This window comes from Streptomyces sp. HUAS YS2 (genome assembly GCF_033343995.1).
Lineage (GTDB): Bacteria > Actinomycetota > Actinomycetes > Streptomycetales > Streptomycetaceae > Streptomyces > Streptomyces solicathayae.
Window position 1 is genome coordinate 3830336 of sequence record NZ_CP137573.1, and the last position, 20346, is coordinate 3850681.

Annotated in this window: 23 protein-coding genes and 3 pseudogenes; 17 read left to right on the forward strand and 9 right to left on the reverse strand. The window is 70.8% G+C overall.

Translation table 11 applies throughout. The annotated features are described in order from the left end of the window. The first annotated feature begins 274 nt into the window (after window positions 1-274). The 3 genes and pseudogenes from R2D22_RS17520 to R2D22_RS17530 all read left to right on the forward strand — a co-directional run. Window positions 275-1475 (forward strand): annotated as a pseudogene (locus tag R2D22_RS17520) (PP2C family protein-serine/threonine phosphatase). Between the two features lie 195 nt (window positions 1476-1670). Next, window positions 1671-2225, forward strand: a complete 555-nt coding sequence (locus R2D22_RS17525) for a DUF5994 family protein (protein ID WP_318104636.1) — start codon at window positions 1671-1673, stop codon at window positions 2223-2225. A gap of 29 nt (window positions 2226-2254) precedes the next feature. Further along, a pseudogene (locus tag R2D22_RS17530) lies at window positions 2255-2473 on the forward strand (hypothetical protein); the annotation flags it as partial. A gap of 292 nt (window positions 2474-2765) precedes the next feature. Here the strand turns inward: R2D22_RS17530 and R2D22_RS17535 are convergent. Together R2D22_RS17535 and R2D22_RS17540 are read right to left on the reverse strand one after the other, a co-directional pair. Continuing rightward, window positions 2766-4040, reverse strand: a complete 1275-nt coding sequence (locus R2D22_RS17535) for a M23 family metallopeptidase (RefSeq protein ID WP_318104638.1) — start codon at window positions 4038-4040, stop codon at window positions 2766-2768. 357 nt (window positions 4041-4397) lie between these two features. Next, window positions 4398-4913: a DUF5994 family protein gene (locus R2D22_RS17540; RefSeq protein WP_318104639.1), complete on the reverse strand. Its 516-nt coding sequence runs from the start codon at window positions 4911-4913 to the stop codon at window positions 4398-4400. A 243-nt stretch (window positions 4914-5156) separates the two neighbouring features. Between R2D22_RS17540 and R2D22_RS17545 the strand changes: the two genes are divergently transcribed. The 4 genes from R2D22_RS17545 (at window position 5157) to R2D22_RS17560 (ending at window position 8494) form a co-directional block, all read left to right on the forward strand. Then, a complete protein-coding gene (locus tag R2D22_RS17545; RefSeq protein ID WP_318104641.1) occupies window positions 5157-5429 on the forward strand; it encodes a hypothetical protein in 273 nt (90 codons plus the stop codon). Window positions 5430-5568: 139 nt separating this feature from the next. Continuing rightward, the gene (locus tag R2D22_RS17550; protein ID WP_318104643.1) at window positions 5569-6780 is read left to right on the forward strand and encodes a PP2C family protein-serine/threonine phosphatase; all 1212 of its coding nucleotides are present in this window, start codon (window positions 5569-5571) and stop codon (window positions 6778-6780) included. Window positions 6781-6972: 192 nt separating this feature from the next. Next, complete coding sequence (locus R2D22_RS17555) at window positions 6973-7533, forward strand: DUF5994 family protein (protein ID WP_318104645.1); 561 nt, start codon at window positions 6973-6975, stop codon at window positions 7531-7533. 445 nt (window positions 7534-7978) lie between these two features. Continuing rightward, entirely contained in the window at window positions 7979-8494 is a 516-nt protein-coding gene (locus R2D22_RS17560; RefSeq protein WP_318104646.1) for an immunoglobulin domain-containing protein, read from the forward strand. Window positions 8495-8696: 202 nt separating this feature from the next. Here R2D22_RS17560 and R2D22_RS17565 read toward each other — a convergent pair whose 3' ends face one another. Beyond that, on the reverse strand, window positions 8697-8900 hold the full coding sequence (locus R2D22_RS17565; RefSeq protein WP_318104649.1) for a hypothetical protein: 204 nt from the start codon (window positions 8898-8900) through the stop codon (window positions 8697-8699). A 97-nt stretch (window positions 8901-8997) separates the two neighbouring features. On the opposite strand from R2D22_RS17565, the gene R2D22_RS17570 reads away from it, so the two are divergent. Next, complete coding sequence (locus tag R2D22_RS17570) at window positions 8998-9564, forward strand: hypothetical protein (RefSeq protein ID WP_318104650.1); 567 nt, start codon at window positions 8998-9000, stop codon at window positions 9562-9564. Between the two features lie 267 nt (window positions 9565-9831). Next, window positions 9832-10236 carry a RidA family protein gene (locus R2D22_RS17575; RefSeq protein WP_318104651.1) on the forward strand — a complete coding sequence of 135 codons (405 nt, stop codon included), beginning with the start codon at window positions 9832-9834 and terminating at the stop codon, window positions 10234-10236. 76 nt (window positions 10237-10312) lie between these two features. Here the strand turns inward: R2D22_RS17575 and R2D22_RS17580 are convergent. The 3 genes and pseudogenes from R2D22_RS17580 to R2D22_RS17590 all read right to left on the reverse strand — a co-directional run. Continuing rightward, window positions 10313-10552, reverse strand: a pseudogene (locus R2D22_RS17580) (transposase family protein); the annotation flags it as partial. A 98-nt stretch (window positions 10553-10650) separates the two neighbouring features. Then, complete coding sequence (locus R2D22_RS17585) at window positions 10651-11010, reverse strand: hypothetical protein (RefSeq protein WP_318109831.1); 360 nt, start codon at window positions 11008-11010, stop codon at window positions 10651-10653. 59 nt (window positions 11011-11069) lie between these two features. Then, entirely contained in the window at window positions 11070-11771 is a 702-nt protein-coding gene (locus R2D22_RS17590; protein WP_318104654.1) for an NAD(P)-dependent oxidoreductase, read from the reverse strand. A 130-nt stretch (window positions 11772-11901) separates the two neighbouring features. Here R2D22_RS17590 and R2D22_RS17595 point away from each other — a divergent pair, with 130 nt between their 5' ends. The 4 genes from R2D22_RS17595 (at window position 11902) to R2D22_RS17610 (ending at window position 14389) form a co-directional block, all read left to right on the forward strand. Continuing rightward, on the forward strand, window positions 11902-12609 hold the full coding sequence (locus tag R2D22_RS17595) for a TetR/AcrR family transcriptional regulator (RefSeq protein WP_318104657.1): 708 nt from the start codon (window positions 11902-11904) through the stop codon (window positions 12607-12609). A gap of 312 nt (window positions 12610-12921) precedes the next feature. Further along, window positions 12922-13593, forward strand: coding sequence for a DUF4097 family beta strand repeat-containing protein (locus R2D22_RS17600; protein WP_318104658.1), 672 nt, complete (start codon window positions 12922-12924; stop codon window positions 13591-13593). Between the two features lie 191 nt (window positions 13594-13784). Next, on the forward strand, window positions 13785-13994 hold the full coding sequence (locus R2D22_RS17605) for a DUF4287 domain-containing protein (RefSeq protein WP_318109833.1): 210 nt from the start codon (window positions 13785-13787) through the stop codon (window positions 13992-13994). A 95-nt stretch (window positions 13995-14089) separates the two neighbouring features. Further along, window positions 14090-14389 (forward strand): DUF7683 domain-containing protein, encoded by a 300-nt coding sequence (locus R2D22_RS17610; protein WP_318104659.1) that lies wholly within the window; start codon window positions 14090-14092, stop codon window positions 14387-14389. Window positions 14390-14429: 40 nt separating this feature from the next. Here the strand turns inward: R2D22_RS17610 and R2D22_RS17615 are convergent, their stop codons facing one another. Beyond that, window positions 14430-15305, reverse strand: coding sequence for an aldo/keto reductase (locus R2D22_RS17615; RefSeq protein ID WP_318104660.1), 876 nt, complete (start codon window positions 15303-15305; stop codon window positions 14430-14432). A gap of 56 nt (window positions 15306-15361) precedes the next feature. Here R2D22_RS17615 and R2D22_RS17620 point away from each other — a divergent pair, with 56 nt between their 5' ends. Both R2D22_RS17620 and R2D22_RS17625 read left to right on the forward strand, forming a co-directional pair. Next, window positions 15362-16024 carry a DNA-binding response regulator gene (locus R2D22_RS17620; protein WP_318104661.1) on the forward strand — a complete coding sequence of 221 codons (663 nt, stop codon included), beginning with the start codon at window positions 15362-15364 and terminating at the stop codon, window positions 16022-16024. Beyond that, window positions 16021-16437 (forward strand): DUF6578 domain-containing protein, encoded by a 417-nt coding sequence (locus R2D22_RS17625; protein WP_318104662.1) that lies wholly within the window; start codon window positions 16021-16023, stop codon window positions 16435-16437. Before R2D22_RS17620 ends, R2D22_RS17625 begins: the two co-directional genes overlap by 4 nt. Before the next feature lie 79 nt (window positions 16438-16516). Here R2D22_RS17625 and R2D22_RS17630 read toward each other — a convergent pair whose 3' ends face one another. Then, entirely contained in the window at window positions 16517-17722 is a 1206-nt protein-coding gene (locus R2D22_RS17630; RefSeq protein WP_318104664.1) for an NAD(P)/FAD-dependent oxidoreductase, read from the reverse strand. 229 nt (window positions 17723-17951) lie between these two features. Between R2D22_RS17630 and R2D22_RS17635 the strand changes: the two genes are divergently transcribed. Next, on the forward strand, window positions 17952-18596 hold the full coding sequence (locus tag R2D22_RS17635; RefSeq protein ID WP_318104665.1) for a TetR/AcrR family transcriptional regulator: 645 nt from the start codon (window positions 17952-17954) through the stop codon (window positions 18594-18596). Between the two features lie 126 nt (window positions 18597-18722). Further along, on the forward strand, window positions 18723-19280 hold the full coding sequence (locus R2D22_RS17640; RefSeq protein WP_318104667.1) for an NADPH-dependent FMN reductase: 558 nt from the start codon (window positions 18723-18725) through the stop codon (window positions 19278-19280). Between the two features lie 45 nt (window positions 19281-19325). Here the strand turns inward: R2D22_RS17640 and R2D22_RS17645 are convergent, their stop codons facing one another. After that, window positions 19326-20210 carry a LysR family transcriptional regulator gene (locus tag R2D22_RS17645; RefSeq protein WP_318104668.1) on the reverse strand — a complete coding sequence of 295 codons (885 nt, stop codon included), beginning with the start codon at window positions 20208-20210 and terminating at the stop codon, window positions 19326-19328. Window positions 20211-20346: the final 136 nt, after the last annotated feature.

The following is a 20346-nucleotide window of genomic DNA, read 5'->3' on the forward strand; positions in this document are numbered from 1 at the left end:
TGGCAGATGTCCGCCATCGGCCACCTGTTCGGGAAGCACTTCGGCTGCCTGGGTGACGTTGTCCTGCGATGACGCCCAGTCGGCCATCGTCTCCCGCCGGTCCCCAGCGTGCCTCGTCGAGCGCTGTACCGGCGACCGCGTCCTGTGTGGCGGGCCCGGCCGTCGAGGCGCATCCTGGCGGCGAGATCGCCGGTGGCGGGCCCGGCTCCCGTGCCCGCCGGGCCGTGGCAGATGCGCTGCACGGCCCGTCCGCCGCCCTGCGGAAGGGAGCGGGATGACAGTCGGATCGCCCGGGGATCCCGATCGCTCGGAGAGCTTCGGGGAGGGGCTGCTGGGTGGCCTCCTGGACCGGTCCCACGAGCTGCCACCGCATCAGGTCGGGCCGGTGCTCGCCGACACGGTGGCGCGGCTGGGGGGGACGGGAACCGCAGATCCTGCTCCAGGACTACGGACAGCAGCGGCTGATCCCCCTGCCGGGCGAAGGGCTGGCGGCCGGCGAACCGCAGGCCATCGACGACTCCAAGGCCGGCCGGTGCTTCCTCACCTCACGCCCGGTCGAACTCGTACTGTCCGACGGCGTACGGGTCCTGCTGCCCTTGCTGGACGGGGGCGACCAGGCAGGCGTCCTGGCGGTCACCCTGGACGCCGTCGATGACGACGACCGCCGCCTCCTGCGCAGGATCGCCGGGCTGATCGCCGCCATGTTGCAGAGCAAGAACAGCCATACCGATCTCTTCTTCCGCACCCGTCGCAGCGAACCGATGAGCGTCGCCGCCGAGATCCAGTGGTCGCTGCTGCCGCCCCTGTCGATGGTGACGCCGCACGTCATCGTCGCCGGCGTCCTCGAACCCGCCTACGACGTGGCGGGCAACAGCTTCGACCACGCCCTGAACGGGGACACCTTCCACCTCGCCATGATCGACGCAATGGGCCACGGTACGGACGCGGCGACGATGGCGACCGTGGCCATCGGCGCGTACCGGCACGCCCGACGGATCAGCATCGAGCTGTCCGAGATCTATCTCTTCATGGACTGCGCCGTGGCCGAGCAGTTCGCACCCGACCACTTCGTGACCGCGCAGATGATGCGGCTGGACACGGACACCGGCCGCCTCCAGTGGGTCAACGCCGGCCACCCCGCCCCCATGCTGGTCCGCGGACACCGCGTCGTAGGCCGCCTGGACAGCCCCACGACCCTGCCCGTCGGCTTCGGAGGAGCGCAGCCGCAGGTCAGCGAAGTGACGCTCGCACCGGGGGATCGCGTCCTCTGTTTCACCGACGGGCTGATCGAGGAACACGAGAGCGGACAGGAGGAGTTCGGCGAGGAGCAGCTGATCGACTGGGTGAACCGGCTGGAGAAGGCGGACCGGCAGGTCCGGGCGGTGGCACGGGACCTCTCCCACACCCTCAAACGGGCACGGGGCAACGCCACTTCGGACGACGCCACACTGGTCATGATCGAGTGGCGCGGATGACGCTCGGGACCACCCCGGCTCCGGGCGGCGTGCCCGGCGGGAAATGACCTGGTCAGGGCGGCTCGTCCGGCCGCTGGGCGGAGTACGCTGAAAGTACCGGGAGTAAGTCGAGCACCCGCTCCCACGCGGACGTCGTTTCCGGCGATCAAGACACTGGGCCGCCCTGCAGGGCGGCCCGGAGACGGGTCCGCGATCATGACCACCACCCTCGCATCCCTGCTTTCGGCGCGCCTGTCACTGACACCGAAGACCACACTCGCCGGCCTCCTGGACGGTGCCTGGTGGCCTCGTTCGTATGACCTGGACGTCGAACTCCCGCCTCTGGTCGACGCGTTGGAGGAGCGCTTCGGACGCATCACGCGCGTCGCGGTGAACCCCACCCACTGGCCCGTCGTCCCGCACAAGGTCGCCGTCACCGGGCACACCGTGCACGTCGGCTGGTTCACCGAACAGGATCCCGACAAGATGATCCTGCTCTCGTACGCCGTCGGCCGCTGCGACCTCCTGGTGATCCCGCCCGAAACCGAACCCGCCTCGGCAGCACGGCTCATGACCGCCGCCGCCCTCCCCGGCAGCATCCTGGCCGCCGGCGCCCTGATGTCCGACGAGGCCACGATCAGCCGACGTATACGGAACGCCCGCGGCAGCGAGGACGCCTGGGAGACCGACGGCGGCGCGGCTCCGGCGCCCCCGCGACACCCGCTCATCGGCGCGCGGACGATCCCCATCCCGGGCATGCTCCGGAGGTGACCCCGTGGAAATCCTGATCCCGCTCGCCGTACGAAGCCACCGGAGGCAACCGCCTCCTCGGAGTCCCCGGGCCGAAGCTGCGGAACGACCTGCGCATCCCGGAGGAGGACCGGGCCGCCGCCTGCACCTACCTCGCCGGCGAGAACCTGATCACCGTCGACTGGGAACCGGGCAACACCCCCGCGATGATCTCCCTCACCCACCAGGGCATCCGCCGCATGGAGGCCGAAGAAGAAGGGCGCGGGTGAACCGCGCCCGGAGACGCTGCGGATCCAGCTCCCGATCAGGAGCCGCATGAAGTCGGCGGCCGTGCCACAACATGCCAGTAGCAGCGGTGAACAACGGTCGGCATGGGGTGGGCCGCGACAGCCCACCCCATGCCTCGGCATCCGTTTCCGCAGGTCAGCGGGTATATAACAGCTCAAGTGCCGGGTGCTTATAGCGCGGGTTCGATTCCCGTCATCCGCTCTTGAACGAAGGCCCTGGTCAGAGACCAGGGCCTTCGTCGTTGTCTCGATCGTCGGCCCGACCGGAATCCGGTCAGAACTCCAGCACCTCGCGGTCGAGCGGGTACCGCGCGCGGTGGGGTCCGTCGTACGGCGAGGGCGTGATCGGCAGGACGCCGGTGGGCTGCAGGCCCAGGTTGTCGTCCCAGATGCGGGGTTCGACCTGTCCGACGACGCGGAACTTCCGGAAGGTGAACGGCGGGCTGTCGGTCGGGAAGAACTCGGGCGTGGTCATCACCTGGAAGTGCAGGTGCGGCGTGGTCGAGTTGCCGCTGTTGCCGATCAGCCCGAGGACCCGGCCGGGTTCGACGTGGTCGCCTTCCCGGACCCTGAGCGAGCCGGGCTTCAGGTGCGCGTAGAGGAGGTAGCGGCCGGGCGCGACCTCCACGGTGACGTGGTTGCCGACGGTCTCCTCGATCGGGGGGACCGGCGGCGTGACGGGCGGCGTGTTGTCCGGGATCCCGTCCTGGACCTCCACCACTCGGCCGCCGGCCGCCGCCACGACGGGCTGCCGGTAGCTCAGGTAGCTGGTGAGCCGCGCGGGGTCGCCCTCCCAGGTCTGCCCCTGCTCGCCGACCCGGTACCAGTCGATCGCGAAGCGCTGCGGTACGTAGAAGCGGCCGTTGATCGGGCCGAGGCCGCGACGGTGGTGGGTGTTGCCGCAGCACGATTCGCTGGAGTACCAGGTGCCGAGGCGGACCGGCGCGTTCAGGTTCAGCGGCGCGGTGCGGTCGGTCGGGGTGACCTGAACCGTCTCCTCGAACGGGGCGGAGCCGGAGGCAGTGAGGACGGCGCCCGAGAGGTGGTGCTCAAGGACCTTGGGCACCCGCTGGCCGTGGTCGAGGGCCAGGTCGATCCAGACGACCCACTGCTGGGAGCCCGGGATCACGGTCGGCGTCGGCCCCGGCGGCGCCGGCGTATACCCGTCCGCACCCGGCAGGGGGTCGCCCACCGGGTTGGCGGCATCGGCCAGCGCCTGCCCGCTCAGCGATCCCACCACCCGGTGTGTGCGGGCGTCCCGGACCTCGACACGGTCCAGCCGCACCCGTGCGCTGCCGGCCAGCGCGTTCGTGGTGAGCAGTTCGTACGAGAGGTGCGTCTTGCCGTCCGTGGCAACGAACGGAGCCGGTTCCGTCATCACCGCCGCCGTCAGCGGCGTGAACTGGGGGCCGGGCACCGGCGCGGCCTCGCCTGTGCCGTATCCGGGTGTCGTCGAAGCCGTCAGCATGCCGACCGCGAGCAGGGCGGCGGCGAGCCCGCGACGTAGCGGGCCGCGGCCGGTGCGGTTGCGAGGGTGGCGCTCTGCCATGGTGCTCTTCCAGTCGTCGGGTCCGGGGCCGCGAAGGGCCCCGGCACGCCCCGCGCCGAGGCGCAGGCTCATGTAATCCGGCCGGGCGACGCTCCAGGCGGACGGCGCCGGAGTCGGGTGCCGAACGACACCCGTCCAGCCGCACCGGACCGCCGGGTGGGAGCCGGTACGTGCCCGTCCGTGCCCTCCAGGACGGTGAACAGCGGTCACCACGGGTGTGAGCAGAGCCTCCCGGCAGGACCCGCGAAGAGACTTGTCCGCAGGTCAGAGGCCATGTGGGCGGCCAAAGCAGCGGTGATTCCCGAGCTTATAGCGCGGGTTCGATTCCCGTCATCCGCTCTTCTATGAAGCCCCAGGTCAGCGACCTGGGGCTTCGTCGTCGTCCGGGGAAGTACCGCCCGACGGGGCTGCGGCGTGGGGGAGTTCGGCGAGGAGGATCTCGGCGGCCTGGGTGACGTTGTCGGCGTGGACGGCGCGGGCCATGGCCGTGCGAGCGGCCTCGGGGGTCGTGGCGGGCGGGACGACCATGAGGGAGAAGTGGTCGTTGTCGCCGCGTGTGATCAGGACGGTGTCGTCGCCGACGGGGAAGGAGTCGAGGTGCACGACCCGGTCGTCGACGGTCAGGCGAGTGGGGATGCCGTTCCAGGCGGAGGCGTCCAGGCCGACCCGGGTGATGGGCCCGAGGTGCTCGGTCAGGGCGGTGATCAACGGCGGGATCTCCCGCCCGACGTCGCGCGAGCGCGGCCACCACGCGCCGTCGAGGAGGCTCTGCCGAGACCCTGTCGTCTCCAGCCGGAGCAGCGCGGTGCCCGGCCCGACGGCCCGGTGGACCTCGTCCGGCAGGAGGCGCGGGGAGAAGCCTGCGTCGGTCATGATCGGTCCGCCCGTCCACGGGTGGTGCCGCTGCCGCCCGGACCGGTGCCACGGCGGACGCCGGGCCGGCGGGCGGGGCGACGGCCCCGTTCTTTCACCGTACTCCGGGAGGTCGCGCGGACGCGCCGCTCTCCGCCGGGGACCGGTCGGCGCCGACGGCTTCGGACGTACCGTGGACGTATGGAGCCATGCCCGCTCCGGGCGTGCGCGGGCGGGTCGCCGATGGGAAAGGACGGTGCCGCCTTGGACCGCAACGAGCCGGAAGCCGAAGTCCTGCCGCCGCCGGGGTACGCCGAAGTCCGCATCGTCGCCGCCACCCCCGACGCCGCCCGGATGGTGGCCGATGTCCTCCGTCACTGCTTCGCCGGTGACGAGCAGCGCAGCTACCCCGCCCCCGGCGGAGGCACCCGCCTCCACCTCACCGTCGACACCGCCCACACCGCCGAACCGGCCCGGTCCTGGCTGGCCACCAGCAGGCCCCCGAGCGGCACGGGGCCCCACTCGCAGGAACCCTGACCAGGGGGCGGAGCCCACGGCGCGCGTGGCGGACCCGGTCGCCGCGGAGCATCCTGGAAGCCGCACCGCGATACCGACGGATCGGCCCGTCGGCACCGGACCAGGGCGTTGCCCCGCCGCCCACCTGGAGGCCCCCCGGATGACCGTCGGACCGCACGAGGACGGGGACCCCGACCGCTCGGAGAGCTTCGGGGAGATGCTGCTGGGCGGGCTCCTGGACCACGCCCACGCGCTGCCGCCCGACCGGGTCGGATCGGCCCTCGCCGACGCGGTCGCCCGGATCGGGGGCCGCGAGGTGCGGATCCTGCTCCAGGACTACGGTCAGCAGAATCTGGTCCCCCTGGCCGGGGACGGACTGGAGGACGGCTACCCCCTGCCCATCGACGGTTCGGAGGCCGGCCGCTGCTTCCTCACCTCGCGCCCGGTGGAGGTGCCGGTGGCCGACGGCGTACGGGTCCACGTCCCGCTGCTCGACGGCGGCGACCAGGCCGGCGTCCTGGCCGTCACCCTGGACGCGGTGGACGACGACGCCCGCCGCATCCTGCGCAGGCTCGCGGCCCTGGCCGCCGACACGATGCAGACCAAGAACGGCTACACCGACCTCTTCTTCCGCACCCGCCGCGGCGAACCGATGAGCGTCGCCGCCGAGATCCAGTGGTCGCTCCTGCCACCGCTCGCCATGACGATGCCCCGCGTCGCCGTCGCCGGAGTCCTGGAACCCGCCTACGACGTGGCCGGCGACAGCTTCGACTACGCCCTGAACGGCGACGTCCTCCATCTCGCCATGATCGACGCCATGGGCCACGGCCTGGACGCGGCGACCATGGCGACCGTGGCCATCGGCGCGTACCGGCACGCCCGCCGCACCAGCGTCGAGCTGTCCGAGATCTACCTCTTCATGGACCGGGCCGTCGCCGAACAGTTCGCCCCCGACCACTTCGTCACCGCACAGATGCTGCGGCTCGACACGGGCACCGGCCGCCTCCAGTGGGTCAATGCCGGGCACCCCGCCCCCATGCTGATCCGCGAGCACCGCGTCGTACGCCGCCTCGACAGCCCCACCACCCTCCCCGTCGGCTTCGGCGGAGACCAGCCGCAGGTCAGCGAAGTAACGCTCGCGCTCGGGGACCGGATCCTCTGCTTCACCGACGGCCTGATCGAGGAACACGAGACCGGGCAGGAGGAGTTCGGCGAGGACCAGCTGATCGACTGGGTCCACCGGCTGGACCGGGCCGACCGGAGCGTACGGGCCGTGGCACGCGACCTGTCCCACACGCTCAGACGGGCCCGCGGCGGGGCCACCACCGACGACGCCACCCTCGTCCTCGTCGAGTGGCGCGGACGCGGATGACGGGGACCCGGCGCTTCCGGCGGCCCCGCCCGCCGGAAGAACCGGCCCGGTCCGCCGCCCCCGTCCGGCTGCGGCGCGGAGTACGTTGGAGGTACCGGGAGCACTTCGTACACCCGCTCCCACGCGGACGTCGTTCCCGGCGATCACTAGGCCGGGGCGCCCGCAGGCGCCCCGGGGACGGGTCCCGGTCTCATGACCAGCACCACCGCTCCCACCCGCCAGGCTCGCCTGGTCCTGACCCCGAACACCTCCATGGCCGGCCTGCTGGACGGCGCCTGGTGGCCGTACTCACGCGATCTCGCCACCGAGTTGCTCCCCCTGGTGGAGGCGCTGCGGGACCGCTTCGGACGCGTCACGCGGATCACCGCGAACCCGGCACCCTGGCCTGTCGCCCTGCGCAAGGTCCCCATCGGCGGCTACGCCGTGCACGTCGGCTGGTTCACCGAGCAGGCCCCCGACACGATGATCCTGCTCTCGTACGACCTCGGCCGCTGCGACCTGCTGGTGATTCCCCCGGAGACCGAACCCGCCGCCGCCGCAAGGCTGATGGCCGCCGCGTCCGCCCCGGGCAACGTCCACACCACAGGCACCCTGATGTCCGAGGAGAACGCGACCGGTCGTCTCCTGCGGGAGGCAGGGGCCGGTGAGGACGCCTGGGAGACGGACCGCGGCGCCTCCCGGCAGCCCCGGCTCCGCCCCCGCCCCGTCGTCGGGGCACGCATGATCTACCTGCCCCACGGCGTGCGGAGATGACACCTGCTGTTCCCGCGACCGCGCTGATCCCTCGTCTTGTCCAGGAGGTGCCACCGCCGCTGCGCCCCGCCTTCCGCTCCCGTGCCCTGGGGGCGGTGAACAGCCGTCAACACGGTTGTCGCCGAGCCAACAAGAAGCCCCGCAACTGAGGCCGTTTTCGCAGGTCAGGAACCTGATTCTCCAGCTGGGCGCCGGTGGTTCCCCGGCTCATAGCGCGGGTTCGATTCCCGTCATCCGCTCCACTACAAAGCCCCAGGTCAGAGACCCGGGGCTTTTGTGTTGTCGAGACCTTTCTATTGGTTGCGTGCCAGATCCGTGGCCGGGAACGCCGTACTCCCCCTGCTGCCGAGTCGCCGAGGGACCCATTTCGCCGCACCTCGCGCATCGTGGGGATGTCTTCGGTGCTGGGATGCGGGCTGAGTTATGTGAGAGTGGGGGACGAATCTTGGCGATCTGCTTCGAGCTCGTCGTGAACTTCGGCGACAACATCAGGGCCGCGCGGGCGGCCGCCCTTACCGATACCAAGCCGTGGGTGCTGCGCGCAGGTGACCACAGCGTCCGCCTGCATCGGCCGATGCTGAGGGCCGCCGGCTCGTACTCCGAGGTTTCCTTCGTGCCGGTGGCCGTCGGTTCGGGGGTTGCCCTGGACGGCACCCTTCCGAGACTGCGACTCACCGCGGCGGAGCTCACCGAGCTGGGGCACCAGTTGTACGAGCTGCTCGCCACGTTTGACGGGTACGTCATCGCACGCGTCGGTTGGGATCCTGAATCGCTGCTGGATCCCGTCGAGCTCAAGGCTGAGTGGTCGGAGGAGCTGGCGGATGGCAGCCTCCACGGGCTCGTGCTCTGCGAGAGTCTCCACGGTGAGCTTGGCCTCGACGACGAGTACGTCCCCTTCCGGCCCGGATACCGCTGGATGCCGTACCGAGGCGAGAAGCCAAGCAGCTCGACGGCCGACTAGCGCCGGTGGCCACCGACCATCGGACCGAACCCGTCGACGGATGTCGGCGGCGGCTGGTACCTCACCAGCCGCCTTGAGATGGCGGGGACTCCATCACGCCGAGCGCCGAACACCAGGAGGCGTTTCGGAGCGACATGGCCGCCGTCGGGCGCTCCATGGAAGCTCCGAACTGGGGGCGGTACAGCAGCGCACGCCGAAGACGTCATCTCACCTTGGTGGGGTGTCGTCGAATGAACGGTGCCGTTACCAGGACGAGTGCGGCGACGACGGTCAGTCGTTGAAGGCCGGGTTGAGCGGCGAGGTTGCTGTGCTGGATGCCGTAGACCGCGTACCAGTCGGCGGCGACGTCGGTTCCTCGGCGACGCAGACCGATATGACCGTCCAGCGCGGGGTGTGGCGCATCCATCCGATCCCACCGTGGGTCGTCCCATCCGCGGGCGCCGGCGGGGCCCTCTTCTGCCAGTGTTCACGCGGGTATCGCCGCAGTGATCCACCATGAGCGAATGGACGCAGGGGTCGCAGGGGTTGTCGCCGGTGTGGCCGGCATGGTGGGTGCGCTCGGTGGGGCTGCGGTGGGAGGCCTGGCCGCTGTGCGCGGCGCGCGAATCGGCGCGGAGAAGACCTCTGCGGCTCTTCTCAAGCAGACACAGGACCAGGCGGAGATCGAACACCGGCACTGGGCGCGGGAGCATCGACGGCAGGCCTGCTCTCAGCTCATGGAGCACTACGCGGGAATGCTTCAGGTATTGGCAGGGGCGCAGGAAGCTCTGTGGCGCGAGGAGACACCAACTGCCGAACAGAGGCAGACGATGGAGAGCTTGCTTGTGGCCATGGCGCCCGTGAGCCGTCAACTGGACCTATGGGGACCACCTGAGCTCCAGGATGCAGTGGGTGAACTCATGGCCAGGATCAGAGGGATCACTTACCTGTTGAGGGAATGGGCGCATGCCGTAGAAACCTCGGCGGCCGACATGGCGACGCACCGAAATCGCTACCTGCATTTCGATACCGAGTCGGCATACAACGCGTTTGTCGCTACTGCGGGCGAGGTGCTGCGCAGCCCGGCCTAGCTCATTGAGCCTCTTTCATCCTCTGCTGGAGGGTGAAACGGGCTGGCCGACGGGGTGTGGTGAGGAGGCAGGGCACCTCGTCGTCGGCGTACAGGTTCCACTCATCACACCGGCGCCCGGAGGAGCCCACTGCGCCAATTTTGTGCGCGCAGAGAACACTTGGAAGGCGCTACCAGACAAGCATCGTTTGTACGGACCCGTAACTTCTATGCGCAAGGGGCCGGTCTGCAACGGACGGTTCCGCGCGCTGTATCAAGGGAGTGAGTCATGAGTTCTCAGGTGAAGGCATTCGGGTTCGGCATGCCGTGGGAGTCGTTGTACGGGTACAGTCAGGCCACTCAGGTCGGTGACACGGTTTATGTGTCGGGGCAGCTGTCTCATGACCGTCACGGCGACTTCGTGGGTGCCGGCGACTTCGAACTGCAGGTCCGCACCACGCTGGAGAATCTGGACCTGGTGCTGAGGCAGTTCGGGGCCGAGCGTGGCCAGATAGTGGAGACCACGGTTCTGGTGAGGAACCTGCGGGAGAACTTCGACACGACAGCACGCCTCCACGCCGAGTACTTCGGGGAGCACCGGCCCGCCAGCACGGTCATGGGCGTTTCCGACTTGGCGCTGCCGGACCAGCTCGTGGAGATCGGCGCGCTCGTGCGTCTCGATGTGAGGGCATAGGTGAGGAGGCCGGCCTGATTCCTTCGGCCTCTTTCATCCCGGATAGTTGCAGGTCAGCAGCGTGTGGACGGCTTGGACGATGGTAATGCTGGGGCTGTTCTCGGTGGCGGTAGTACGGGGTGCGGAAGGTGGCGCCGGCACCTTGGTAGGCGCGGTCCGCGAGGACGAGGATCTGCCGGGTGAGGCAGACCCGGACGATGCCATGGGCGCGGGCCGTGGTCAGGTCGTGGGTGCGACCGGGTGTCGCGCGGGAGAACCACAGCGGTGTGCCATCGGGACGGGCGATGACCTGCACGTTCATGCCGTGCTTCGGGTGTGATGAGTGGAATCACCACGCCGACGACGAGGGGCCCTGCCTCGTCACCGCACCCGCTGACCAGCCCATTTCACCCACCAGTACAGGATGAAAGAGCTTCATTGAAGCGGTCGGCGCTGGGGACCTCGCTGCAGGCGGGCGCAGGACACCAGGGCGTCGGCGTCTTCGGTGAGGTAGAGCAGGTAGGTCCACTTCTGATCGGCGGTATCGATCAGGCATCCGCGCACCGGACGGCGGTGTTCGCGGAGGAGGTGCACCATGCGTTCCGCCCCGAGAGGTTCTGCTCCGTACCGCCGCCGCATGCGCCGAAGTCGGAGTGCGAAGACTCCGGCATGTCGCTCTGCGGGATGCGTCGTGTCCGTCACGGTGTAGGTGGCGCCGTTGCGGAGGGCGGCCAGGGCGGCCTCGGCCACCTCGTCGCCGCCGGCCAACAGGTTCTCGAGCACATGGCGTTCCATGGTCACCCCCGCCAGGATCCTGCGGTACGGCAGCCACGTGCGGCAACCCTGTTGTCGGGTCAGTAGCCGATGGTGAAGCGGCGTTGGACGAAGCGGGGCAGTTCCGCTTCGTCCAGGAGGGCGACCGCGGCGTCCTCCGCGGAGATTCGGCTCAGGCCGTCGGCGTCTCGTACGGGCTGGTCGCCACCGATGCGGAAGCGGCCGGTGCGCTCGCCGGGGGCGATCTGTTCGGCGGGGCTGAAGTACGTCCAGAGGCGGTTCGAGGCGCGCAGGACGTTCAGCGCCTCTCGGTGGCCGCGTACGGCGGCGGCGTACGCGCGAGGCAGGCCGAGTTCGTCGAGCGATGCGTGGATGAGGTCCTCGTGGTCGGCGCGGACGACGCCCGGCTCGATCTCCAGGCTGCCGGCGCCGCCGATGACGATCAGTCGGGTTCGGGGGTGGCTCTCCAGGGCCTTGAGCAGGGCCTGGGCGGCAGTCGCGTAGACGGTCGGGTCCGCGATCGAGCGCCGGACGGTGTCGGCGAAGTCCTTCGCCGCGTTGCCCGGCTGGAAGCCGCTGATCAGGACGTCCAGGCCCGGCAGGACGGCGGCGACGCTCGCGGCGTCCAACACGTCGATGCTCGCCCAACTGAGGTTCTCGCGCCGGTCGGTGATCCAGGAGGCGTTTCGGCTGAACGCCGTGACGCGGTGTCCGCGTCGCAGCGCCTCGTCGACGACCCGACTGCCGATGGTGCCGGTGGCTCCGATGACGCCGATGTGCATGGTTCTCCCCTTGATTCATGCCGTGGTCGTGCCGGACGCGGCACGAGGCCCGGGCCTCACGCCGCGCGGAAACTATACAGCGTGAAGTTTCCATACGGCAGGCAGTGTAGTGACGCTGTAGAGTGCGCCTGTGGCAGCCACCCGAAGCACCGGACGACGCGAGCGACTGCGGGCCGAGACGACCGCGGAGATCAAGCGCACGGCACTTGAGCTGATGGGCTCGGGCGGTCCCGACGCGATCACCCTGCGGGCGATCGCCCGCGAGATGGGCATGACCGCCAACGCCATCTACGGCTACTTCGCGACCCGCGACGACCTGGTCACGGCCCTCATCGCGGACGTCTACACCGCGCTCGCCGACGCCGTCGACGCCGCCTGGGCCGCCTCCGCGCAGGGCGCCCCGGCCGAGCGGATACAGGCATGGGCGCACGCCTTCCGCGACTGGGCGCTGACCAACCCCGAGGGCTTCCGGCTGATCTACGGCGACCCCGTCCCCGGCTACCGGGCCCCGGACGGCGGCGCCGCGCCGGACGCCGCGCGGCGGGTCTGCGTGGGCATCGCCGGGCTTGCCGACGCGGCCTGGGACAGCGCCGGACCCGCGTACGAGGGCGACTTCGCATGGGACGACTTCGACCCCGGCCTCCTCGGCAAGGTCCGACCGGCGTTCCCCGCGCTTCCGCCGGCCGGGGTGGCCCTGGCCCTGCGGATCTGGGGACACCTGCACGGCCTGGTCACGCTGGAGATCTACGGTCACCTGCGCGCCCAGACGCCCTCACCGGAGAAGCTCTTCCATGCCGAACTCGCCCAGCTGGGGCGTTCGTTGGGTCTCGACGCCTAGTACCACCCGGAAACCCGGCACACCTTCGCCAGTCCCTGAGGGATGCGAAGGCGACTCGCCGACCGGCCGGCCGGCCGAAGCGACTGCGGGTATGCCCCTGTTGTCGCGCGGCTCCACGCTCCCCGCGCGTTCACCTTCAGTCATCGCAACGATCGAGGGCCCCTCTCGTTGCATTAAGCAGTAGGCTCATCGCAATGAAATTGCTGCGACTACCTGGGATAACGCCGAATCCGCGCAAAGATCTCGTTGACCGATCCCTGAACGCAACGTAGCTTTTCCTGTATCGGAAACAACGAGCCCAGGGAGAGCGACATGCAGAAGTTCGACACCACCAGCCCGATCACCGCCGTCCTGGACATCCCCGCGGGACGCGTCCGGTTCATCGCCTCCGACCGCAGCGACACCACCGTCGAGGTCCTGCCCGCGGATGCCTCGAAGGGTCGCGACGTGCAGGCGGCGGCGGAGACGGTCGTCGAGTTCGGCGACGGTGTGCTGCGGATCGCGGCCCCGGCCGCGAAGCACCAGCTCCTCGGCAACTCCGGATATGTCGCGGTGACCGTCCAACTGCCCGCCGGCTCGAGCGTCGAGGCGAAGACGGCCGACGCCGCGTTCGAGGGCGTCGGACGGCTCGGCGACGTCACCTTCGAGGGCGCACAGGGCAAGGTCGAGCTCGACGAGACCGCCGGCGCCCGGCTCACCCTTCTCGCCGGCGACGTCTCGGTCGGCCGCCTGAGCGGCCCCGCCCGGATCAGCACCCAGAAGGGCGCCATCCATGTCACCGAGGCCGTGACCGGCACGGTCACCCTGAGCACCGAGCACGGCCCGATCACCGTCGGAGTCGCCCGCGGGGTCTCCGCCTCCTTGGACGCCGGCACCGGCTACGGCCGCATCCACAACTCGCTCGAGAACACCGGCGGTGCCGCCGCCGGCCTGAACATCCACGCGACCACGTCCTACGGGGACATCACCGCCCGCAGCCTGTGACCCCCGCGGCCGGACCGATGAGTTCGGTGATCCCCCTCGGTCATACAACCGGACCGCGTGGCGGCCGACACGTCGGCACACACCCGAGCTTGCCGACCGACACACACCGACCGACACCGTCCAACACCGCGTTACACCGAGTTACACCGAGTTACACCGAGTTACACCGACGAACGAAAGGCATGGACGACATGACGGACTCGCTGAAGGGTGCCGCGTACTTTCCTTCGATCGAGAAGAAGTACGGCCGCCCGATCGCGGAATGGAAGGACCTCATCCGCTCCTCCCCGCTGACCAAGCACATGGAGCTCGTCTCGTGGCTCAAGTCCGAGCACGGCCTGGGCCACGGCCACGCCAACGCCCTGGTCGCCCACACCCTCGCGGAGGACAAGGCGAAGTAGCCGGGCACGACTTCGGGAGGTCGGTGACGTGGGCGCTGGTCCTGGCATCGCGAAAAGCGATGGTCGCGGCCTGGGGCGGGCGCCGTGCTGAGCGCATGTCCAGTGAGCCGACGGGAAGACCTTGCCCACGCCGACTGCCCTTCACCGCTCCCGTCGCCGTCTGGGTACTGGAGGGGTACAGCAAGGCGGATGAGTTCCTGCGCACCACGTTCCCCGTCGAACCCGAGCAGATTCTGCGGCTTCGGGACGTGATCGAGCCGGATCCGGACGACCCCTGGATGCTCTACTGCTACGCCGTACCGGTCGAGGTCCGGCCCGCGGTCGACGCGATCCTGCGGTGCGGGCCGCCCGATCCGGAACTCGACTACTTCACGGGCGCCTACGCGGCGGAGTGAGCGGGCCCACCGCGGTGCATCGAACCCAGGCGCGGCGGACTCAGTGCGGTAGCGCGTTCAGCATCGTCAGGTCGGGCTCCGCGAGGCGCACGGTGGCGGCTGCGGTGTTTTCCTCCACGTGGGGCAGTGACGAGGTACCCGGGATGGGAAGGACCACCGGGGACTGGGCGAGCATCCAGGCGAGTTTGATCTGGGCCGGTGTGGCTTCGTGTCGCGCGGCGATGCGGTGGAGGGGTTCGGTCGGTTCCGGGCGGCCCAGGGTCTCCAAGGAGAAGAACGGGACGTAGGCGATGCCCTGACGGGTGCACGCGTCGAGGACGGCCGGGTCCGGGCGGTGGAACAGGCCGTACTGGTTCTGCACGGCCGCCACCGGGGCGATCCGTTGCGCCTGGGCGAGCTGCTCGGTGGTCGTGTTGCTCAGGCCGAGGTGTCGGATCAGGCCCTCCTCGCGCAGGGCTGCGAGTGCCGCGAACCGGTCGGCGAGCGGCCCTTCCCCGCCGCCCGGCTGGAGGCGCAGGTACACGAGGTCGAGACGGTCGCGGCCGAGTTCGCGCAGGGTGCGGTGGACGTCGGCGGCCAGCTCGCGAGGTCCCGCCGGGGGTCCCCAACTGCCGTCGGGGTTCCGGACCGGGCCGACCTTGGCCGCCAGGACCAGGTGCTCGGGGTACGGGTGCAGAGTGCGGTGGATCAGGCCGTTCGCCGAGAGCCCGCCGTGGAAGTAGAACCAGGCGGTGTCGATGTGGTTCACCCCGAGCTCGACGGCCCGCCGCAGTACGGCCGCCGAGGTCTCCGGGTCGTTCGCGGGGCCGGCGATCTCCCGGGCCGGCAGCCGCATGGCGCCGAATCCCATGCGGGCGACGGGGAGGTCTCCGCCGAGGAGGAAGGTGGGGGAGGTCTGCTGATCAGTGGTCGTCATGCCTCAGATCCTGCGGAGCGGTCGTACCCGTGGCGAACGGGTGGCAGGTTGGTGCCATGACGACCCAGGGCATCGTGACGCTGCGGGGGACCGCCGAGCTGGTGCGGCGGGCCGGCGCCCTCTTCGACGGCGCACGGGAGGAGTTCCTCTGCGCCGCCGGGGAACCCGGGACCTGGTCGGCGGCGGCCGTCGGCGCCCGGCGCACACCCGTACCGGGCCTCGTGGTGCGGAAGTTGTACGGGCCCGCCGTCTACCGGGCTCCCGGCGGACGGGAGTTGCTGGAGCGCCTCGCCGGGGCCGGTGCGGAGATCCGGATCTCGCCCGCTCCCCCGGCCCACGAGGCGATCGTCGTCGACCGGCGCCTCGCCGTCCTCGCGGCGCCGCGGCCCGCGACCGGAGAACCCCGTACGTACAGCGTCGTCCAGGAGCCGGACGTCGTGGCCGGAGTGCGGGCACTGTTCGAGACGGCGTGGGAGACCGCCACGGACCTCGCCGCGTACGGCCGCACGCCGTTTCCGCGTCTCGGCGAGGCCGACCGGGCCGTACTGCGTTCCCTGGCCGCCGGCCACACGGACGAGACGGCGTCCCGACTGCTCGGGGTCTCCCTGCGCACGTACCGGCGTCGGGTGGCCTCGCTGATGACCGCGCTGGACGCCCGCTCGCGCTTCCAGGCCGGGCTCCGGGCCCGGGAGCTCCTCGGCGGACAATGGTCTTCATGACGGTGACGATCTGGGTCGACGACTGGCAGATGCAGTGCTGCGGGGAGGACTTCGCGCCGGGGGACGTCGTCTCGTGGCGGCTGCTGGAGGTCGATCCGGAGGACTACGCCGACGTCGTCGGTGACGAGCGGGCGGCGGGCATCGACTTCCGCGAGGAGCATCACGGGCAGGGGGACGAGCAGGCGCCGAGCTCGCTGGAGGTGCTGACGATCGCCGAGGTGCACTGCCGTTACGCGCTGCCTCCCGGCAGCACGGGCAACACGTACCACCCCGTTCCGGGCACCACCGTGCTGGTGCCGGTCGAGCGGGCGGACGGGTGGGCGAAGGCCCGGCCCGATGTGCGGTTCGCGGGCTATCTGGTGACCGCCCGGCGCGCCGCGGAGGCTTCGGAAGGGGCGGCCGCCCGGTCGTGACCGGGCTGCGGACGGCGGCCCGGTCGTGACCGGGCCGGGTGCACTCGTTCTTCGCGCACCCAGCCCGGGGCGCGGGCGTTCAGGCCGATGCTCGCTGGGCCGAGGTCGGGGCCGGGCCGGCTGCCTCGAGGCGGGCCTGGCGGGCGCCGGCGCCGCCCGCGCGGTGGAGGCGGTAGCCGCCGGGGTTGGCCGCCTCGTCGGCCATGTGCTTGACGACGCCCACGCACACCGTCTCCTTGATCTTCGCGCCCAGGCGGCCGTCGACCTTCAGCCACACCGCGGCGTCCGACCGGTTGGAGAACTGGAAGATGCCGTCGCCGCGGCCCAGGCTGATGCACTGGGCGGCGAACGGGTTGTTGAGGGTCTCGGGCTGCTCGCCCGCGATCAGGCTGAGCACCGTGTCCGCGGCCTGCGCGCCCATCGGCATCGCGGCCTGGCAGCTCATCCGCAGCGGCAGGCCCGACGGTGCCGCCGAGTCCCCGGCCGCGATGATGCGGGCGTCGTCCACGCTGGTCAGTGTCTCGTCCGTGAGCAGGCGGCCCAGGGCGTCGGTGCTCAGACCACTGCGCACGGCCAGGTCGGGGACGCCGAAGCCGACGGTCCAGATCGTCACCGCGCTCGGCAGCTCGCGCCCGCCGCTGAGCCGGACGGCGTCGCGGGTCACCTCCGTCACCTTCGCGTCGGGGCCGTCGAGGACCGTCACCCCGAGCCGGGCCAGGCGCCGGGCCACCGAACGGCGGCCCCGCGGGTGCAGGTACGGGCCGAGCACGCCGCCGCAGACCAGGGTCACCGCGCGACCCGCCTCCGCCAGTTCGGCTGCGGTCTCGATGCCGGTCGGGCCGGCTCCCACGACCGTCACCGCGGCCGTCGCGGACGCGGCCTCCACGACCGGCCGCAGCCGCTCCGCCTCCTCGAACGTGCCGATCGGGTACGCGAACTCGGCCGCTCCCGGCACGCTCGGGTCGGCGCTGCCGCTGCCCACCGCGTAGACCAGGTAGTCGTAGCCGACCGTGCCGCCCGACGCCAGCGCCACGCTGCGCTCCGTCGCGTCGATCCGGGTCACGGTGTCGACCACCAGCCGGACGCCCTCGCCCAGCACCTCCCGGTAGTCGTGGACCGCCTCCCCGGTCCCGCCCACCAGCTGGTGCAGGCGGATCCGGTGGACGAAGGACGGGCGCGGGTTGATCACGGTCACCGTCACGTCGCCGCCCTGCGTGAGGCGGTTGGCCGCCATGACACCGGCGTACCCGCCGCCGATCACGACCACATCGGTGTGCTTGCTCATGGTGTGTCCTCCGCTTCAAGTCCGCATCAGGTCCGGTTCTGCCTGTTCGGCCTCAAGACACCGGCGGCCCGGCTCCTGTGACAGGTACGGCTGTGTGACCTGGACAACATTCCGGTTCACTTTCGTGCACTCACTGCACTGCTGTGCAGCGACTGCATGAAGATATACTTATTCCCTGAGGGGGCGTCAAGACCCCGCCGACCCACCGACCCGGGAGCGACAGTCGACGATGACCAGTGACGATCCAGTCCGTCGCGGTGGCCGCGAAGCGCAGCGCCGCCGTACCCGCAAGGCGATCGTCGAAGCGGCGGTCCGGCTGAGCGCCGGCGGAGCGACGCCGTCCATCGACGAGATCGCGGCCGCCGCCGACGTGTCGCGGCGCACGGTCTACGCGTACTTCCCGAGCCTCGATCACCTGCTGATCGACGCGACCGCCGGCGCGCTCAACGAGCCCCCCGTCGAGGAGGCGTTCGCCGACCCCGCGATCGCCGACGACCCCGCGGCCCGCGTGGACGCCCTCATAAGGACGCTCTTGAAGTACTCACCGCAGTCGCTTCCGCTCGGCCGCCGGCTCATCCGGCTGACCGTCGATCAGCCGGTGGACGAGAGCCAGGACCCGCCCGCCCCGCGGCGCGGCCCCCGCCGGGTCGAGTGGCTGGAGCAGGCCTGCGAGCCGCTCCGCGAGACCCTCGCCCCGGAGTCGTACGAGAGGCTGATCTCGGCCCTGACCATCGTGGTCGGCTGGGAGGCGCAGATCGCTCTGCGCGACGTCCGCGGGCTCGGCCCGCAGGCCGAGGAGGAGGCCATCACCTGGGCGGCACGCGCCCTCGTGGAGGCGGCGATCCGGGAGCACGAAGCGGGTGGTCGCCCGTAGGACCGGCCCCGCCCGCAGGTCTTCCGTCCGCAGGGCTTCCGCCCGCACGTCTTCGGCCCCAGGTCTTCCATCCGCGCGGCCGAAAAGCCCATCCGCCGTGCGCGGCACGCTGGTTAGGGTGGCTGGATGCCTACGCCGCCTCTGATTCTCCTGGTGTCCGGAAGCCTGCGGGCCGGTTCCTCCAACGCGGCGGTGCTCGGCACCGCGCAAGCGGTGGCGCCCTCCTGGATACGCACCCGCCTCTACGAGGGCCTGGGCGCGCTTCCGCACTTCAACCCCGACGACGACCGCGATCCGCTGCCCGCTCCGGTCGCCTCGCTACGGGCCGCCGTCGAGGAGGCGGACGCGGTGTTGATCTGTACTCCGGAGTACGCGGGTACGCTGCCCGGCTCGTTCAAGAACCTGCTGGACTGGACGGTCGGCGGCACCGAGATCTGCGACAAGCCCGTGGCCTGGGTGACCGCCGCCGCCCCCGGGCGCGGCCAGGGTGCGGAGGCCACTCTGCGCCTCGTGCTCGGCTACACCGGCGCCGCCGTCGTGGAATCGGCCTGCGCCAGGATTCCGGTGGCTCCCCAGATCGTCGGCGAGGACGGGCTCATCACCGATCCGGACGTGCGCGAGCAGATCGGCAAGGTGCTCGCGCTGCTGGCGGAAGGGGCCGCGGCCGTCAGCCGGTCGGAATGAACCGGCCCGTGCCGACCACCGACATCGGTGGCATCCGGGACAGCGTCATCGAGTGACCTCGCAGACCGTGTCGACGAAGGCGCGTACCCGGGCGCTCTCGCCGCTCGCCGGCCAGACGAAGCCGTACACGACGGGCGGGGCGTCCCGGAAGGGGACCCACGCCACGTCGGGACGGGCGTGGTAGCGCTCCGCGGTCCGGCACGCCGGTGAGACGCCACGTCCCAGGCCGACGAGGTTCATCACCTCGGTCCAGTACGTGAACGTCGGGCCGTGCTCGACGGGCGACCCCTGGGGAGTCCGCCGCGGGTAGTGGTGGTCGAGCCAGTACGGCGGTACGGCTCCGGACACGGCGAGGAGCGTCGACTCGGCGAGGTCCTCCACCGACACGGACGTACGCCGGGCGAAGGGGTGCTCGGCCGGGACCATCAGCGACCGCGGCTCGTGCAGGACGACGGGACCGAGGGTGAGATCGGGTTCCTGCACCGGGCGTTCGGTGACCTGGAGATCGAGCCGACCGCTCCTGAGCGGCCCGAACGGGTCGGAGAGCTGGACCTCCTGGATCTCGATCTCGCAGTCCGGGTAGCGGGTACGGAAGGTGTCGGCGGCCCTCAGAAGGATCTCGGCGACCATCGGGCTCGAGTACCCGACGTGGAGCACGCCCGTGATGCCCCGGCCCATGGCCATCGCGCGGTCCACGGCGCGCTGGAGCTGCCGGCGGACCGGGATCAGATCGTCGCGCAACTGCTGCCCCGTCGGGGTCAGGGCGACACGGCGGCTGGTGCGTTCGAACAGCGGGACACCGATGCGGCGTTCCAGCTTCTTGATGGTCTGGCTGACCCGTCCCTGGGCCAGACCGAGCCGCTCGGAGGTACGCCGGAAGTGCAGCTCCTCGGCCAGCGTCAGGAACACCTCGATCTCGTGTCGCTCCATCGCCGGCCTCCATGGGTGAGTTTGGCGCACCGATCGTAGATGACTTCGATCTTGTTCGGCCCGGAACGGAGTTCGAGAGTGGATCAGACCCCGAGGCCCGCACGCCGAGGTCCACCACCCCATCTCCCCAAGGACG